At 42.6% G+C, this 17,400-nt stretch carries 9 protein-coding genes and 2 pseudogenes; 6 read left to right on the forward strand and 5 right to left on the reverse strand.

All coding sequences use genetic code 11. From position 1 onward, the window contains the following. Positions 1–12: 12 nt before the first annotated feature. The gene (locus L4D05_RS11385; protein ID WP_428752905.1) at positions 13–522 is read right to left on the reverse strand and encodes a glycine zipper 2TM domain-containing protein; all 510 of its coding nucleotides are present in this window, start codon (positions 520–522) and stop codon (positions 13–15) included. 783 nt (positions 523–1,305) lie between these two features. Here L4D05_RS11385 and L4D05_RS11390 point away from each other — a divergent pair. The 4 genes from L4D05_RS11390 to L4D05_RS11405 all read left to right on the forward strand — a co-directional run bounded on the left by L4D05_RS11390 (position 1,306) and on the right by L4D05_RS11405 (position 5,979). Beyond that, on the forward strand, positions 1,306–4,005 hold the full coding sequence (locus tag L4D05_RS11390) for an ImpA family metalloprotease (RefSeq protein WP_428794056.1): 2,700 nt from the start codon (positions 1,306–1,308) through the stop codon (positions 4,003–4,005). Positions 4,006–4,394: 389 nt separating this feature from the next. Next, the gene (locus L4D05_RS11395; RefSeq protein WP_428794057.1) at positions 4,395–4,697 is read left to right on the forward strand and encodes a hypothetical protein; all 303 of its coding nucleotides are present in this window, start codon (positions 4,395–4,397) and stop codon (positions 4,695–4,697) included. 64 nt (positions 4,698–4,761) lie between these two features. Beyond that, positions 4,762–5,361 carry a thiol:disulfide interchange protein DsbA/DsbL gene (locus L4D05_RS11400; RefSeq protein WP_428794058.1) on the forward strand — a complete coding sequence of 200 codons (600 nt, stop codon included), beginning with the start codon at positions 4,762–4,764 and terminating at the stop codon, positions 5,359–5,361. Positions 5,362–5,520: 159 nt separating this feature from the next. Then, positions 5,521–5,979 carry a LysR family transcriptional regulator gene (locus L4D05_RS11405; RefSeq protein WP_428794059.1) on the forward strand — a complete coding sequence of 153 codons (459 nt, stop codon included), beginning with the start codon at positions 5,521–5,523 and terminating at the stop codon, positions 5,977–5,979. A gap of 51 nt (positions 5,980–6,030) precedes the next feature. Here the strand turns inward: L4D05_RS11405 and L4D05_RS11410 are convergent, their stop codons facing one another. Further along, positions 6,031–9,816 carry a hypothetical protein gene (locus tag L4D05_RS11410; protein ID WP_428794060.1) on the reverse strand — a complete coding sequence of 1,262 codons (3,786 nt, stop codon included), beginning with the start codon at positions 9,814–9,816 and terminating at the stop codon, positions 6,031–6,033. 428 nt (positions 9,817–10,244) lie between these two features. Here L4D05_RS11410 and L4D05_RS11415 point away from each other — a divergent pair. Then, positions 10,245–10,453, forward strand: a pseudogene (locus L4D05_RS11415) (IS1634 family transposase); the annotation flags it as partial. 46 nt (positions 10,454–10,499) lie between these two features. Beyond that, positions 10,500–10,820, forward strand: a pseudogene (locus tag L4D05_RS11420) (DsbA family protein); the annotation flags it as partial. A gap of 156 nt (positions 10,821–10,976) precedes the next feature. On the opposite strand, the gene L4D05_RS11425 reads toward L4D05_RS11420, so the two are convergent. The 3 genes from L4D05_RS11425 to L4D05_RS11435 all read right to left on the reverse strand — a co-directional run bounded on the left by L4D05_RS11425 (position 10,977) and on the right by L4D05_RS11435 (position 17,253). Beyond that, positions 10,977–12,209, reverse strand: coding sequence for a DUF1552 domain-containing protein (locus L4D05_RS11425; RefSeq protein WP_428794061.1), 1,233 nt, complete (start codon positions 12,207–12,209; stop codon positions 10,977–10,979). Between the two features lie 4 nt (positions 12,210–12,213). Next, positions 12,214–14,943: a DUF1592 domain-containing protein gene (locus L4D05_RS11430; RefSeq protein ID WP_428794062.1), complete on the reverse strand. Its 2,730-nt coding sequence runs from the start codon at positions 14,941–14,943 to the stop codon at positions 12,214–12,216. A 1,137-nt stretch (positions 14,944–16,080) separates the two neighbouring features. Further along, positions 16,081–17,253, reverse strand: a complete 1,173-nt coding sequence (locus L4D05_RS11435) for a MerR family transcriptional regulator (RefSeq protein WP_428794063.1) — start codon at positions 17,251–17,253, stop codon at positions 16,081–16,083. Positions 17,254–17,400: the final 147 nt, after the last annotated feature.

The following is a 17,400-nucleotide window of genomic DNA, read 5'->3' on the forward strand; positions in this document are numbered from 1 at the left end:
ATTAGTTGCTGCCTATTGAGGGAGCACAACTTGCCCAGCCACAATTGCGAAGACACTTGTTTGTGGCTTTTTGTCCATGTGAACGGTTGTTTTTTTACCTGCAACGTCATACGTGACATCGTACCCAGAGATTTGAGTCGAAGTGACATATTCCGTTTGGCAACGTCGTTCTGTTGTACTTACGGTGCTATTTTTTTGTGCGTTTTCTTGAATCTTTCGACCTGTCATTGCTCCGGCTACAGTGCCAACCGCAGTGGCGACAGTTTTTCCAGAACCTCCGCCGACTTGGTTACCTAATGCTGCGCCTGCAGCGGCGCCACCAAGCGTACCAAGCAGTTTATCTTCATCTTTTATGTCAGCTTGGCGCGTTACGACGACATCGTTGCAAACTTGTCGCGGCGTTTTTACGGAGCTGGTTACCGCTTCAACTAACGTGACCGTTGCGTGTGTTGGTGCTTCTTCTTTACAGGCTGAAAGGACAAGCATCCCTGTTGCTGCTAGCACCACTGCTTTCATCTTCATGGAAAATTCCTAATTATGTTTTTGTATAGGCAGTATGGTAAGGATAAAAATGATAGATAAATCAGCAGCAAATGAAGTCTGTGTCAGTGTCTGGTGAAGAGTCAGGGTAGTATGAGCGCAGTGTAAAAAGACGATACGGCGCAGGGTTTTCGTTTCAAATTTTTTTGGTGTGCATGTTTTCTTGTCGTTGTCGCAATAGTTACCGTTGGTCTCTCTTAATGTCAGTCATGTTGTTGATGTTGAGTTTTTTCGCCGTTAGCAATGAAGCGATGTCACACCAGAGCCTTCTCCACTTTAGCCAAACTCCTATCTATTTCAAACCTCTATCTCATTTACTACTAGCTCACAACAATTAGCAAAATAATTGAGAGCCTTTGACGCTCTGTATTCATTATATATTGCTCGCTACTAGCCATGAGATGTTGAAACTTATTTAGCACTAAATCAGGACATAAACTATATGATCGTCTTTTTCTAAATCCTACTGATTACTACCTGCCATCTTACATAAGGGTAAATTTCCCTACATATTTGCGATTTTCTATATGTTAGTTTCATTAATAGTGTGAATTTACTTGCTGCCACTAGAGCGTCAGTAGTCTGAGGAAATGATTTCAGAGTGGTTGAATTCAAAGAGCATAGTGAGCAGTCAGGCATTATTTTATAAAAACGGGTCAGTTTTTTTGAACTGAAATCCAACATCTGTGATTAGAGCTGGTGAACGCTAGCTCTTAGCTCTTAATGGTTTGATTTTTGCATTTTCGGTAAGTTTAGGGAGAGAGGGTGAGTCAAGGTACGTTTCTGTTGGTTGGGGGAGTTTTAGTATTATCTGTGCTAACAGGTTGTGGTGACAATACTGAAAAAAATGAGGATCTCGGGGGGCAGGTAGATGCAATTAAGCTTGCATTACAAACCGGAGATGCAAGCTACATTGAATCAAAAGAGCAAGCTCTGAACCTTGCAATTGAAACCTTAGATTCCAACGCTCAAAGGGCTGACGCTTTAGTCAAAAGTATTTACCAAGATGATGCTATTTCTTATTCTCCAGGTAAGAGCTCACACTGGGTCGTGACGACTGATATAGATAATAATGTCAGCTTATTGATAGGCAATAAGGGTAAATCATTAGCATCAGCTGGCCAAAATGGTGGCCGATATACCGCATTTGGTAGCGATATTGTGCGCCATCATGCAGATTACGCCTCTGCATTTAGCCGTCTCGTAAATTGGTTGATTAGTGGTGATGCAACAAATTCAGGGGGTTCACCAACTATAGCAGTCGTTGAATATAGCTTAATTAATGCTCAGGTTGCATTCGATACTTATTTCACCGATGTGACTTATGTGCAATGTTCTAACTCAGCAGATCTTGCTAGCTGTGTTGCCTCAGCTGATTTGATTGTGTTTGGCAGTGGTGGAAACGATAGTGAAGCCGAAAATCTACAACTGGTAGTAGAAGCATTGTTAGCCGAAGGGAAGAGTTTACTCTACAGTCACACCAAGGGGTGGAGTGAGAACGGTTATTCACGTGCAATTTTATCGGCAATGAATATGGACTTCGGTCCGTATGCGGGAAATTATTGGGCTGTGGATGCAGCCAATTGGAATCATGTGGATAGTATGCTTGCAGGGAATACTTTAATTGATAAGTTAAAGGCACCACTTGTGAACATTCGTGATAATGCTTTTTCTTTTGATTATTCAGGCTGTACGACTCACGTAGGCTTTGTAAATTGTGCCAATGTTACAGATATGGGAGCCGACTTTTTCTCGGGTGCTCAGTTACTTAAAGATTTCCTAAATAAACTAGATAGGCGCAATATAAGATTATTTGATATTGAAGGTAATCTTGCATGGAAATACATGACGTTGTATGCCGACAAGGTGCGTGCAGAAATTCAATACCCAATGGATAAATCAAGCTCGAACCAAGATGAATTTTTTGCAGCACTCTATGCTGATCACGGTGTGCACTACCATCGTGATATCAACGGTGTGCAGTTAGATTTAGGGACTTTTTCTGGTGAGGCGACAAACGCTGATATACCTTTAGTCAATACGAAGATTGACGTGGAGATCAGCAAAGACGGCGGATTTACCGCTATAGGTCTCTATGTTTTGCCTGGTCAACCCTTTAGCATACGTCGTGGTAACGAGCTTGTTGGTGAAAAGTTATGGCTGAAGATCAATACTCAACGGACCGGATCAAGCCGTTATTGGAATAGAAATACTTACAACCGCCCCGCTTTTTTACAATCCGTGAGCATGCCTCTCAACGAAGGTGAAACGCTGACCCTAACGACACCCTATGGCGGGACCATGCAGTTAGTCAGTAAAGCGCGCGAGATGGATACGACTGTCACTCTCAATATCACTAACGTGGCACAACACGCAGTAATGAGCGACTTAAGCAAAGCTAACGTCTACATGGAAGAGCTAAGCAATAATCAGATTGATTGGACGGAGTTGAAGACGCCTTTGATACAAATTCATAGCCTTGCTAGTAAGATGTCAGCAGCGCTAAATGAAAATGGCTACAATGGCGATGTGGTTAAGTTTTTTGACGATGTTGATAACTATATGATCAAAAATAGTTATAACCTAGCGGGCTTCACTGCCGACGGTCTAGCGCTCAATAGTGGCGTACAACATTTTTGCGATACGTATGGCTGGGTATGTGTCGACGGTGATATTCATGGTAAGCCTGCTTTACAACATATTAATATCGATAAATATGCCCACTGTGGTGGCGGATGTTCTGGTAACCCATATGATCAAAGTTGGAATTTAAACCCACTTGGATGGGGCGAAAGTCATGAGATTGGTCATAATCTACAGCGTGGTCGTTTAAAGATTGAGGGAGGTCGATCAAACGAAGTATCAAATCAGATCTTTCCAATTTACAAAAATGTGACTTTGAAAATCGATACAGGCAAGAGCTTAAACTCAACTCGTTCGAACTATAAATCAGCATTTAATATGCTGAAAGAAGCAGCAAGCGATTCTGATCCTAAAGTCAAAGCTAATGAACTAATCTGGGCGCCAGCGGGCACCTATGATAATAATGGTGTTCGTATTGCCTTTTTCATGCAGCTAGTCCATCTAAATGAAAGCGCAAGCTTTGATTCACCGTGGGATGTATACACCTTGAGTTATTTATTAGAGCGTCAATTTACCGCTTATATTAAGTCCGATGATTTATGGCAATCGAATAAAGAGTCTTTAGGCTTTGGTACATACGCTAACGCGCCATCTAGTATCTCTGGGAATGACTTTATGTTGGTCGCCCATAGCTTTATCGCTAAACAAGATCTACGTCCTATTTGGGATCTATGGGGGATTGATTACTCAAGCGAAGCAAGCAATCAGGTCACCGCTTATGGCTACTCTGAGGCGGAAAAAGTGTTTTATTACAGCGACGATACCAATACGGAAAGTAATGGTAGCATCGTTATTAATCCAACCTCCAATTGGCCGCTGTAAAAGTCCTCAACGTTCGCTATTCAATAAAGTCAGACGTAAGGAAAATGTCATGAAACGCCTAAATTATCATGCAACGAAAAAGTAAGTATGCAGCCTTTCTTTGGCAATTCATGATATAAGCATCCCAGCCGGATAGTACTTTCTGGCTTGAATGCTCTCTTAGTTCAGTGTTTGGTGGAGTGTTTGTGATTACTAGCATTTAACTACTAGTGATGGGTGTCTGGTAGCTTTAATCACTATGTATTCTGTGAGAGCAAAAACCACTATGTATTCTGTGAAAGCAAACCAGTTTTTCTATTTTTGTTGAGGTATGATGCTTGCGTCTTAAAATTAGTTTGGTGCGCATGTTTTCTTGTCGTTGTCGCTATAGTTATCGGTGGTCTCTCTTAATGTCAGTGATGTTGCTGGTATTGAGTGTTTTTGCCGTTAGTAATGAAACGAATGAGGCGATGTCGCACCAGGGCGCTCTCAACTTCAGCCAAACCCCTATCTCATATACTGCGAACCCACACAAACTGGAAACAGCCACGCAATCTCATTGTTGCGCCTCGTTTTGTTTGCTTAAAGTCCCCTGTGGTCAGTCGGTGACCTTTCTAAACCAACACCGGGTAACGCGCGCGCTTATGCCAAGGGATGATGCTAAGAAAGCGATTGTTCGCATTCAAACCTTGTTCCGCCCTCCTATTGCTTAATTCTTATTAATATCAATTTATTGCGAGTTTTCGCACATCATTAATATTTTTGGAATTATGCCCAATGAAAACACTATTTACTTTATTTACAGCGCTTATCCTGAGCGTATCTGTGCAAGCATCAACCTTTGAAGAAGGCACGCATTACACCGTTTTGGATGTTGATAAATCGACGATGCCAAAAGTGACGGAGTTTTTCTCGTTCTATTGCCCACACTGTTACAAATTTGAAGCTGTGGTTGAAAATTTAAAGCCCGCACTTGCAGAAGGCGTTAAATTTGAAAAGGTGCACGTTGCCTTTATGGGTAATGATATGGCAGTACCGATGGCGAAATCGTACGCGACGATGGTGGCACTCAAGGCTGAAAAAAACATGGTGCCCGCGATGTTTAGTCAAATCCACGAGTTGAACAAAAGACCTAATAACGAGCAGCAATTACGCCAAATATTCTTAGATAATGGCATTGATGCTAAAGCGTATGATTCTGCCTATAGCAGTTTCGTGGTTAACTCTATGCAGAAGAAGTTTGATAAGCAATTTGAGGCTAGCACGTTAACGGGCGTTCCCGGTGTATTGGTGAATAATAAGTACATTGTGCAGCCTTCTGGGATCAAAAGTTACGATGAATATAATGAACTCGTGAATTACCTGTTAACCCTTTAATAGCGATAGAACACGACGGGTAAGGAAACCAGAGCTTTGGCTCTGGTTTCTTATTGTCCCCCTTGGCTGTGGTGATTTAGAGCCTATATTGCAAAAAATCCCCTGAAGATAGATGAGCTCAGAGCTAACGCAAGGAAGCGAGATGACAACGAGTAATCAATGTGGAAAGCTAACGGGAAAACGTTTGATCTCAACTTGCTGTGGGCCTTTGTCTCTACTTTCGAAACCCAGTCGGTGACCAAACCTGCTGAGCAATTAGATTTAACTCAGTCATCGGTAAGTAATGCGCTTGCTAGATTCCAAGAGCTACCTCCAATGGATGCTCGAATATACGAAGACCTTAGGATGGAGAAGGTGGTTTTGGTGATTGATGTCGCTCCATCAGACATCCAGGTGTTCCAATCTAAACTCCTTTCTGTATCACAATCACAAGCCTTGGCGGTTGTGCCAGAAACACTGTTCCTACAATACGGCGACATGTTTAACCTACAATCGCTCCCGTTTCCTTTTGAAACAAAAGCCTTCAACTTTTACATGGTATGGCCGACCAAGATAGCACGTAACTCTGCTCGTATCTGGTTGAGAGAGTTCGTATCAGAGCAGCTCAGAAAAACATAAAGGCAGAGCAAAAACGCCCTGCCTTTACTGCACTCTTATAAGGTCAATGTGCTAATCATGTAAATCACTAAATTCCTCCTGCTTACAATGATCTGGGCCGTTAACTGCCCCGGCTAAAACGCCACAGTAGGTGCTTGAGTGAGAGAGTAATGTATAGGCATAACGAGGATACAGTGTGAACACCCCGTTAGAATTAGAAAACATGTTTGTTTTACCAAACTTGTTCGCTTTGCCTGTCCAACGACTTTTTGCCGCTTCTCTGTCATTAGGATCAGGCATGTAACTGTCTATTCGGCCAGAGACCGTAGATAGTTCTTCTTGATCATTGAGGTCAACGCTATAACGCATTTTCTCTTTACCACCAAAGGCCAGATTGTAATCAAATGGTAAGGAGACTGTCCCGCCGATCCAAACGTAACTCTCTGCACCAACAATAAGCTCTTCTATACCGGTGCCTGCTAGATCGCCTATAGTCGCACCAAGCTCACCAAAAGTGACTGGATCCTGCTCTAATATACCACCCAAAATTGCGCCACTAATTGCACCTGCTATGTTGCTTGCAACATCAACTCCAATCGCTGTATAAAACTGTGCTTTGTTAGAGAATGGGAATTTAAATGCTGCCCCGAACTCCAGACCTAAAGTGCTTTGAGATTTAGCGTTCAAGTATTTAAACGCACTTGCCGCTTTGGTGGTACTCAGGTTTCCAAATCGATTTGTGAGCGCTGTTCCTCCGGCGCTCAGTAAGGCTTGTGCGGCTTTTACATCAAGCTCTAAGCGAACGATATCCTCTTTGTAATACAGAATATGCTCTGGCTGGAAACTCCATCGACCATCAATTTTTTGGAAAGGAAGTTCAATACCATGGTTTCTGATTAGAACAGCGCCTATATCAGCAATCTCAGCAACAGTCGCACTCCCAGCATCTCCTGCAACACGACCGGCAAAGGCATTTATCTCATCGTGTAATGCAACCTGCAGCCATATCGTCGGAACATTGTCTTCAGCTATGTCACTCGTATCAGTCGGATCTCCTTTCTTTTTCAGTCTTGGTGCATAATAAATGAGTTGACCCGCAAACTTTTCATACAAAGCTTCATATTCCGACGGAACCTCTAGCCCCACTTGAACGATAGCCATAGTTTGCCCATTCTTTCCGCCTGCAACAAAATCACCATAGTGATCAATGGCACTATACCCTTCCATAAATCCAAGGCTATTGTCAGCAAACGTCAAAGTAAGTGGAGAGCTTTGTTTATAATTCGGTGCATCAATCAATGAGAACAAAAACTTATCGCTATTATCACCATGTTCATGAGCGCTGAGGTCGTAGAGGCCAATAGCGTCAGCGAATCGTGCTCCTTCATCACCTAAGCCTCCCATACAATCCCGCATTTCGTTAGTTTCGTAGCCACGGCATAGCTGAAGCCATACCATTCCACTTCCAAGCTCTTCTAGGTAGTGCATAAAACGTGCCGCTGGCTCAAGCTGTGCCATAGAAGCATTAAGCACCAAGTAAGATGAGTATTTATCGTAAAGAAGAGCGGCCGGCCGACCATCAAGATATTTGTCATCTACCATTATCGGTCTGAAGTATTTGAACTGGTCTGTAGTCCTTTCTCCATCCAATACCTCAATAAACAACTTAGCCATAAGATCATAATCAAGCTGTGAACCATCGTGATATAGATACTTTTTCACTTTGTCGCTCATACCGGCCATGATATGAGTCATCATGTGTCGTGCTAAAGTTCGATAGTGGGCACGACTTAAGTGCTCATTAATGTTACCGGGATGAACAAAATGAATCGGGTCTCTAAGGTTATCTTTCGACGTACTTTGGCCTATTGTGTGGTACGCAACATCACCTTTTGTAAACTGGATCCCGCAATCAGCTTGATTACTTGCCGGGCTTCCTAAAGAAGGTGAGTGACACTCCAATGAAATGAAAGAGTGCGAATACAGGCTCGCTAAATCAGAGTTGCGAGTAAATCGCGTACAAGACTGTCGATCAGCACTAGCACAGTACAGTTTTGAGCCGAGAAACCTTAGGGCATGTCCACCTGCATAATTAGGCCAGAACCAAGCAGCAGCTAAATGTGGGTTGTATCGATAAACTTCAGTTTCTAACTCAGACTTCGAACTTTCGAAAAGCTGGGCACACCAATGTCCTTTATCGATATATCCATCATTGCTGTGCAATCTGTAATGATCATCCCCACAAGCTAAAGGCTTTAAAGCAGGGATATTAACTGAGCTTAATGGAACCCCCCATAGACAATCCCGCCCATTGTACGAGGCGCATTCCACATCAAAATTACCGTTGATTCGGTATACGACGTTCTGTACCTTGTCAAACTTCCACATCGGCTCGCTAACAAGTTTTTCATAAGCGCCTGACTTCTTAGCTAGCTTATTACACCAATGTGAGCTCGAGCTGTAACCATTAGTTCCATATTTGTTACTATGGTCAACACCGCAAGTTAACGGCTTTAGATTACGCAAATTAAGTTCATCGATTCCCTGGCCCCAAAGGCAATTCAAGCCGTTATTGCTGGCGCACTGGATGTCCGTATCTTGGTTCAATCGATAAGCTACTTGAAGATCATTGTCATATAGCCAAGGCGTTGCTTTAATTGAATCGCTGGTGTCAATTACTGTTGAATATGCATTAACTAATTTTTCGACGTTATTGTTGAAATTGCTAACATGAGGATCATCACTAGCGGCATAGTCAGCAATGTCGGCATACTTCCCTATTGTTTGAAAGTCATGAATGTTGTTTAGTTTTTCTACACTAAACTGAACCCCTTTGTGCTGTTTCTTGTTTGGATCTATGTAGAGACCGATTTGCCTCATCCCATTAACTATTGGTAGCCCTATCAGCTCTTCAAAATCCTCTATAAAAATATTCGCCTTATCCTCATCAGCAGCACTAGAGATACGATCCACTTCTTGCTTAATGCGCTCAACATCTCCAACAATTTTGGGAATAGAGTCAATGAGTGAAACCATTGGAACTTGCTTGGTTATTGTTTCGAGTACGCCAGCAACACTATTGTCGTAACGTAGTTTTTCTTCATCTTTCGATAACTGAACAATGTCCGCATCGACAGATGTTTGATAAAAGTCAGCTGCTTTCTTCATTCCTGTCAGCTTATCGCTTTCTAACGTCACTAAAGCGTCAACATACGAGTTGTGTACTCCATAAACAAAGTTCAACGCTTGTTTCTTGAGTTGCTGTTGAACGCTATAGATTTCCTCATACCTTTCATCATCAGCTTTCGCCAAACTGATGCTGTCATTCATCAACTTAGTTGTATCGTTGACCAAAGCTGTATAATCAGCCACCTTCTGATCCGCAATTCCCTTACAGATACCAAATGCAATTAAGTTCCATATCAGTGCCCAACAAGTATCACTCTCCTTTTTGGCCAAATTCAAAGAGGCTTGGTATGAGTAAATGTGTGGCTGGTAAGTATCTCGAATTCCTTGTACGCGACCCGCCTTGCTTGCGTCAATGCGAGGAGGTTTGACGTTAATAACATCTATTTTGGCGCTAAGGTTGTCCATCAAAAGAGCCTGGATATTCTGATATTCACCTATCTTCTGGGACTTGTGGCTCAGGTATTCATTTGCCTTTAACGTGTCTGTTGCATATTCCACACTTGTTTGTGGCTGGAAGCCAAGGCTCGTCAACTCGTCATTGACCAAACTAAGTTGATTTTGATGGCTACTATGATCTGCAAGCCCTACACTATTTCCTAGTGCGGGTGTTAAAGCTACCAATGCTGCAAGCGAACCGTAAATTGCTTTTCCTAATTTCCTTTTGTTCATATATCCTCCCTGAGGAATAGTAACAAGATCGTTCTCTGATATATTTATTCCAAAAATTTCAACAACCGAATGAAATTCACTATTATTTAAGTAAGGAGTGAAAAATATTTTTCACTCGAGAGGTAGGATAATAGGGATAGCCTGGCAAGTGAAAAATATGAACTACATATGTAACGACGATCACAATGAAATTTATACTATTATATAAAATCAATGAGATGGGTAAGTAGGGGTTTTGTTGATAATTATTTTTCAACTTGAAGTCTAATTGCAGCTAAAAACTCACATTAATTCTGATAAAAGGCTTAGTTAATTGGCAGGTAATACAGCGAGTTATTGTGTATATTCGTGATTCCCAGTTTTGAACTATTACTGTTATTTGACGGTCGCTTTTTATGTCTGCTCCTCAACCTGTTATTAAACGTCTAGATCACTTAGGGTTAATCGCTGCTTTCTGCCATGAACTAATTTGTGAAAACCAAGCAGGTTTACCTGTGTACATGCAAGCACTTAGCGGAAATACTAATGATGCTAAGGCATTCACTCTCTGGATGAACAACAGCAGATGTTTATTATCCGAGTTCCAATGACCATTAAGTCACCCAAAGAAGCCTTAGTCGCCCTTGAACCAGAGCAGTGAAGCAGTGTTGGTCATTGTTATTTAGGGTGCTGGGTTGACGCTGACTATGGTGGTACTTAAGGTTGGAAAAACCATGGTGCCCGCGATGTTTAACCAAATCCATGAGATGAACAAAAGACCGAACAATGAGCAACAGCTCCGTCAAATCTTCTTAGATAATGGTATTGACGCGAAAGCCTTTGATTCGGCATACAGCAGCTTTGTGGTTAACTCAATGCAGAAGAAGTTTGATAAGCAGTTTGAGGCTAGTACATTGACGGGCGTACCGGGCGTGTTGGTAAACAATAAGTACATTGTTCAGCCGTCTGGAATCAAAAGCTATGATGAATACAATGAGCTAGTGAATTACTTGCTCACCCTTTAATGGGGGTTACACATCGTTGATAAGGAAAACCAGAGCTTTGACTCTGGTTTTTTATTTGAGGCGAGAGCCCTATAACAGACCCCGAGGATGCGTTAGTTAATCGCCGGGGTAAACTATTATTAGTAGGCTTGGTTTCATGATTTATGTTGAGGATAACTAACCATGAAAAAGGCCGCTTAGAGGGGCATTTTTATAGGGAATACTGACGCCATACGCTTTACTGTAAGCGGCAAGAATTTGACCTATTGGCCCAACATTTTCCATTAATCGTCCTCCTTTTTCCGTGGCGAGCTTTGTATTGTTTCCCCCTATCAGGACAAACGGGAGATCGGATGAACTGTGCGCTTGGCCATCGTCCATTTCAGAGGTAACCATAATAATGGAGTTATCAAATAAGGTACTGCCGCCAGTATCTGGCATTGTTTTTAATAGCTCTATCAAGCGCGTCACTTTGCTAAGGTACCAACGGCGATGTTGAATATAAATCGGTAGCGTTGCTGAACTATAGTGCGATGCATCATGGGGTACTGTCCTACTGACGCTCTCGACGACCTTTGAGTCATTTGAAGTGCCGAGTTGTAAAGACACAATGCGTGTTTTTTCACACGATAACGCTAGGGCAGCATTGGCGACCTGTAGGTCTGCTCGCCTGTCACGACCTTCTGCGGTACTTGAAAATATACTTGTGTTGCAGGTTTTCCCTGCGTTACCAATAGCATTATTCAATTCGGTGTTTACGTCTTGTGATGTCGTTCTGAAAGCATTCGTTTTTGCTGCTTCTAAGCCGCCAAGTTGTTGCTCTAAAAGCTCAATATCTGGAATGGATTTGGACAGTAGCGCGAGTTTTCTGCTCTCAATCGAGTTGCCCTCCGATATGTCTCCCCCAAATAAGTCATTAAAGATGGCTTGAGGATCATCATTGTGCATGAGAGCGCCATTTAAGTTACGGCTTGTGACAAATCCGCCATGGCCCCAATAGTTCGTATCTACCCCGAGGCGTAAAGCCCTTTTGGGCATTCCAGAGGAAAAGTAGTTCTCAAAGTGAAAATCAATAGAGCCTTGACCGACATTTTCCTGCCAAACCCCTTTATAGCCATCATGTCCGGTTCCTCCGGTACTTTTACATCCCGAAAAGAACACGATATGGTCTTTGTACTGCTCTAACTCGGCGGTGCAGTCATTCATTTCTAGACCATTTGAGCTTTGTTTGGGATGCCATTTTCCTCTAGGATAACCATCAGAAAAGTTCACAAAGATAAACTTGGTATCTGAATTGTTTGTTGCGGTACTTTTTGCAAAGGTTGGGAGAGTGCAAAACCCTAATCCGACACTAGCCGCTATACTGGTTTTCAATAAGTTGCGTCGCGATTGATTAAAATGATTTGTCATGTTGTTACTCCTCGCGCTCTAGCACTGTATCGGAACTTAAGATATTGATAATTAGCTGTTTAAACTGTTCAAAAGATGCAAGCTTGTTGTATAAAGTACTATATTCAGGTGAATTAGAGCCTAATGTGTAAGTCATGTAATTTTTCACAAAGGTTTTTTTAGCATCAGTACTGATGCTCAGCGCTGTCGCCATATCACCAAGTCCACTAATTGCGACATCTTGGTTATCAATACCGCTAAGTGTCCCCGATGTCTCTAACAACACATTTGGATATTCTTCGCCGGATAAAGAGATATAGTCTTCGTAGGTACGATAACGACCATTTTTGTCTAGTACGTCATAAGCAAAGCCGATATCGTTCATTTTTACATGACAGCCCCAACAGCTTTGACTTGGCCCTGTAGCTTGAGTCCAGAAGTCACGCGTTGACACCTCACCGATTACATCATCGGGTGCGGCCCCTGAGGGGACAGATTGATTCCAGCCAAGTAAAGAGTGTTGCACCATGCGGCCACGAGGAATCACTCGAGTTTTATCACTGGTACTATATGCCACAGCAATTGCTCCTAGGCTTAGTAAACCTTTACCGCGCGTTGGTGGGATAGTGACGGCCTTGAAATCAGCGCCAAATGAACCAGATAGGCCATAGTGCTGCGCAAGGGAATGGTCGACAAAGGTTGTTGTGGAAGACATTAAATCTTCAAAGCGCCCTTGATTATCGTCAAATACAGCATGCTCAATGTAGCGCCTAAATTCCTCTAGCATGGCAGTACCGATTTCTTTACTAAGGCCTTCTCGATCGACAATGACTCGGTCATCACTAAATTCGAGCGTTTGCATCATAAAGTTAGCGAACTGCCTTTTCGCATTGTCATGGTTTAGCATGCGAGTAATTTCGTTTTTGAGAACGTTAGACTTAAGTAACTCGTTGTTCTTAGCAAGAGCCCATAGCACATCATCGGGCACGCTTCCCCATAAGGTATAGGAAAGAATCGTAGCCAGTTCATAACTGTTTAAGCTGTAGCGGTGGTTAGCATTAGAGGTGCCCACCTCTCGACGATAAAGGAAGTGTGGTGACACCAACATTGCACTTAGGTTTTGTTTTGTTGTAGACACATCTTCGCTGATATACGTTTTGAGCTCACTATCAGTGAGTGGTCGATGGAACAATTTTTCTGCGGTATTTGTTAGCCATTTAGGTAGGCAATCTGAGTCACCTTTGCCGTGTGGGCCAATGTATTTCCAATGGTCACCGGGTCGATACTCCTTCTTAATCGGTTCAATATTAGGGCCGACCCAGTACATAGATTCATAAATATCACCTTTATGAGAGACTCGAGTCCCTGAAGTTGGATAGTTGATTTCGCTGTTCCAAGGTTCAACGGAGCCGGTATTGATGTCACACCCGCTCGCGGTGGCAATATCGAGATTGTCCTGCACAAAGAGTGCGGAATTCAGGTACGCATTGAGCTTGTCACTTGTTAGGTAACCGAGGGATGGAGGGTTGTCATAGAGAGAAGACACGGAACGTTCATCTAATGGTAATACATTTGGGGGAACGTGAACCCCTAACAGATCTTGTATGGAGTTAATGTACTCTTTACGCGTCAACATACGAATATGTCGCTTGCCATAAACATCGTCACGTGGTGCGATATTTCCTAATGCTTCAGACCACAGTTCGTCCTCTAAGTAACGAGACATCGTTTTCTGACACTGTACGTCGCAAGTGACACCAAATCGAATCGCCATTTTGTTCAGCTTCTGACTGATAATGTTTGGGTTGGTCGCGTACTCAGCTAACAACCCTTCACTAGGACCATCATTTAGCTTTGATTTATACCCACCATTATGACAAGCCGAGCAACTCTGAGAGTCCATTTGTTTGAAGTAAGATTCATCAGAGCTGTGTTCGTTATAGCGCCAACTTAGTGAAGCTGGGTCTGTTTCTGAAATGGCAAATGTCGCAGACATTGGATCAGGGATAGCGGACTGAGTGAAAGGCAGCACGGTGTTGTAATTGGCGTTTGGTATCGTTGCATTGGTTGTCTTGCTCCAATCAACGGAGATAATTTCGACCGTTCCTGTATCAGACGTTAAAAAGAGCGAAGCTTTATCAGGAGCATTGCTCGGTTTAGCTGGCGTTTTAATCGTCAATGAAGACGATGAGCTTTCAGCTTTACCGGTTATCTTTACTTGAGCTGAAGTTTCGTCTTCGCCATCACTGACCATGACTTGAAAGAGGTATTCCGTATCTTGTGATAGAGGAGGAATAGAAAAGTAGGCGATAGCTTGATCTTGATTGTTGATAGCGACATCGGGACCACTTTCCTGTGTCCAGTAGTAAGATAATGGGTTGCCGTCTGGATCGAAAGACTTACTCGCATTCAGTTCGACTTGCGGGGCTGGAGATTGAATGGAAACGTCACTGCCTGCGTCTGCGACTGGAGGGGTGTTACTTGGGGGAGGCTCTACCGAACTGCATTGTTCTGAGTCTAGCAAGGGAAGCCAAGGTGCTACTCCCCAGTTTGGTTGTGTGTCCTCTGTAGGGCCGTTCACGTCAGGTACATCGCTACTATTTGCCCACCATTTCGCTTGGAAATGATTGGATTGGTAGCAAACTTCTGCGCCACCACTATAGTTTTGGGGTTGCCAATCTTCTATAGCGAGTACATTACTAGAAAAGGAAAGTAATGCTGTAGTGACTAAAGCACTTATTACGTTCTGCTTCATAACATTTAGGTATCCTATTTTAGGTGAAATAGACCAGATATCCCTCTGGCGTATTTAACACGAATACCATTGTAAATAATGGTATTTTACTATGCTATTATTGATATTAATGGCATTAATGTTTGTATGGTCTTTATACAAGTGACTTTATAGACTGAAAATTAAAATATGCTAGTTTAATTGAGGTTTTATTCTTTCTGTGCGTGAAAAATGGAACGAAGCCCAAAGGTTTAATCTAATTGTATTAATATCAATAATAGTGATTACGGCATAATGTGCATGTAAGCTAATGTTTGTGAATATAAGTATAATGTTTCCATAAAGTTTGTATTTTGTTTGTCTATGAATATCCACATACGGTTAGTGACTATACGTGTGAGTTGTCTAAAAATATGTGAGAGGCTTATTTCTATACCGCACTGATACGTTAATGATGTTACTGTTGCTATGTGTAATCTTTCGATTGTGGGTAAGTTGCAGTAAAAACAAATGGTTAACGTGATGGTGGTTATTAATGCGAACAGGCCTCCTCGAAATGGTGGGGCCCTTAAGTTGGCTCTTAAACGCATTCATAAACGTAGCGGATTATTGGGGATGACTTTCATTGACATGTTGTTAGACGTTATTTTAAGTATTCTATAAATAGTGGTATTGGTTATGATTTGAAGCTGTACAAGAGAAAGTAGAGGTCATGCTGCCAATGGTTAGTGAGTTGTTAGTCGTGAGTGTGTAATTTAATCACTTTCGTTATTGTTTAATTTTGACGTAGAGTTCGTTTGGCTGCTAAATATGTAACATAATGTTAATGCAACAGGTGGTTGAATAGAGGTGAATGTATTTCTCTAACTTAATGTGCTATTTACTATTATATATATGGTGTCTCGTTATCTTTGAATCTATTATTAGAAACTCGAACCTTACGTTATATAAATATGTGTGCTCAATGCAGAATAAGTTCGATAAGTAATGTTAGGCAAGCGTATTGATAGGGATTCCTAGTGTACAGTGAGTAATAAGTGCGTTGTACTGGCATCAAAATCGATGGTGACGACAATAGTTAGTGAATTACCGATATTGCCCCTAGTGATTGTCGCCACTCATTGAAAGGCCAGAGCTTTTACTCTGGCTTTTCTTTCTCTATGTTTTTTTCTTCAGCGTAAACATCTGATAGCCATACTCACCTATCGCATGGCTAAACACGTCAACTTCTCTAGCAATGTCTTTCAACGCGCTTGACTCACCCATACTTGGAGCAAGCGCTTCAATACGACGCTTCAGTGGTTCATAGTAATTTTCCCATGCCTCAAGGCTGAGTGTGAAGTGGCTTACCACTTCGTATCCCGCAGCCGTCATTTGCTCAAGGCGAGTCTCGACAGTTTGCATGTCGGGGTATTCATTTTGGAAAAATGATTGTGCTTCTTGGCTTGGCGAATCGGTTAACCACACCATGTCACTAACCATAAGTAGACCATCGCGCTCTAATAACGGCTTCCATTGCGATAACGCGTTGGTGACACCCATGATATAGGCGCTGCCTTCTGCCCAGATTAGGTCAAAGCTTGAATTCTCAAACGGAAGCTCCGTCATGCTGGCGCAAATCGGGGTAACTTGTGAGGATAGCGCTGCGGTTTCTAGTCGCTGTGTAAGTTGTTCTAGAGCGCTTGGCTCATTATCTACCGCGGTAATTGCCGCGTCATTATTGGTTGCGAGTATTGTCGTCGCGAGCCCTTTCCCACAGCCGATTTCAAGAATTTTCTTGGGAGTGCTTGGAAGTGCTTTCAGGGCGCGTAAGGTTTCGCTTTCACTGCCAGGACCCCATCGCTCGAGTGTTTCAAAGACAGTCATAAAGTCTGCCATGTACTGTTCATGTTCGTTCATGTTTTTTGATAACCATTTTAATCGCAGGGCTTCTTTCTCGTTAAAGCCTTGCTTCTTTAACCAATCTAAATGTGCATCGGGGGCAAGTTTGTCGGTTTGCTCATGCCAGCTTCGGGTATCCCCTTCACCCAACATTGCCGCCAGCAGCTGACGAGATTGTTGCTTTTGCGCAATCTCTTCATCTAGTGCTTCTAGCCGCTCTTGTAGCAAATGCCGATCAACTTTCGCGTGTAGGCAGGATTGACACTCTTTAAGTGTTAGCCCTCCAGCTTGTAAACGTTGAATTAAGCGAATTCGTTGAACATCATTGTCGTTATAAACCCTATATCCATTATCGAGTCGGCGCCCTTGGATAAGGCGTTGCTTTTCGTAATAGAGCAGGGCGCTGCGCGATAGCCCGACTTTGCTCGCCAACTCTGAGATTCGATACACGTTAGTACTCCACATCATCGATGTATAAGATGGACTGTAAACTATGAAGTTATAGACAGGTCAAGATTAAATTAGCGTTGTTATGTGACATTGTCTAGGTGAGGCATTGTCCTTTTTAGTTATGCTCGTCGACTATTTTTGCTACAG

The sequence above is a fragment of the Vibrio nomapromontoriensis genome (assembly GCF_050337205.1).
Lineage (GTDB): Bacteria > Pseudomonadota > Gammaproteobacteria > Enterobacterales > Vibrionaceae > Vibrio > Vibrio nomapromontoriensis.

Coding starts and splice junctions, on each gene's coding strand:
- L4D05_RS11385 (WP_428752905.1), bottom strand. CDS start 522: ATGAAGATGAAAGCAGTGGTGCTAGCAGCAACAGGGATGCTTGTCCTT.
- L4D05_RS11395 (WP_428794057.1), top strand. CDS start 4,395: ATGTCAGTGATGTTGCTGGTATTGAGTGTTTTTGCCGTTAGTAATGAA.
- L4D05_RS11400 (WP_428794058.1), top strand. CDS start 4,762: ATGAAAACACTATTTACTTTATTTACAGCGCTTATCCTGAGCGTATCT.
- L4D05_RS11405 (WP_428794059.1), top strand. CDS start 5,521: ATGTGGAAAGCTAACGGGAAAACGTTTGATCTCAACTTGCTGTGGGCC.
- L4D05_RS11410 (WP_428794060.1), bottom strand. CDS start 9,816: ATGAACAAAAGGAAATTAGGAAAAGCAATTTACGGTTCGCTTGCAGCA.
- L4D05_RS11425 (WP_428794061.1), bottom strand. CDS start 12,209: ATGACAAATCATTTTAATCAATCGCGACGCAACTTATTGAAAACCAGT.
- L4D05_RS11430 (WP_428794062.1), bottom strand. CDS start 14,943: ATGAAGCAGAACGTAATAAGTGCTTTAGTCACTACAGCATTACTTTCC.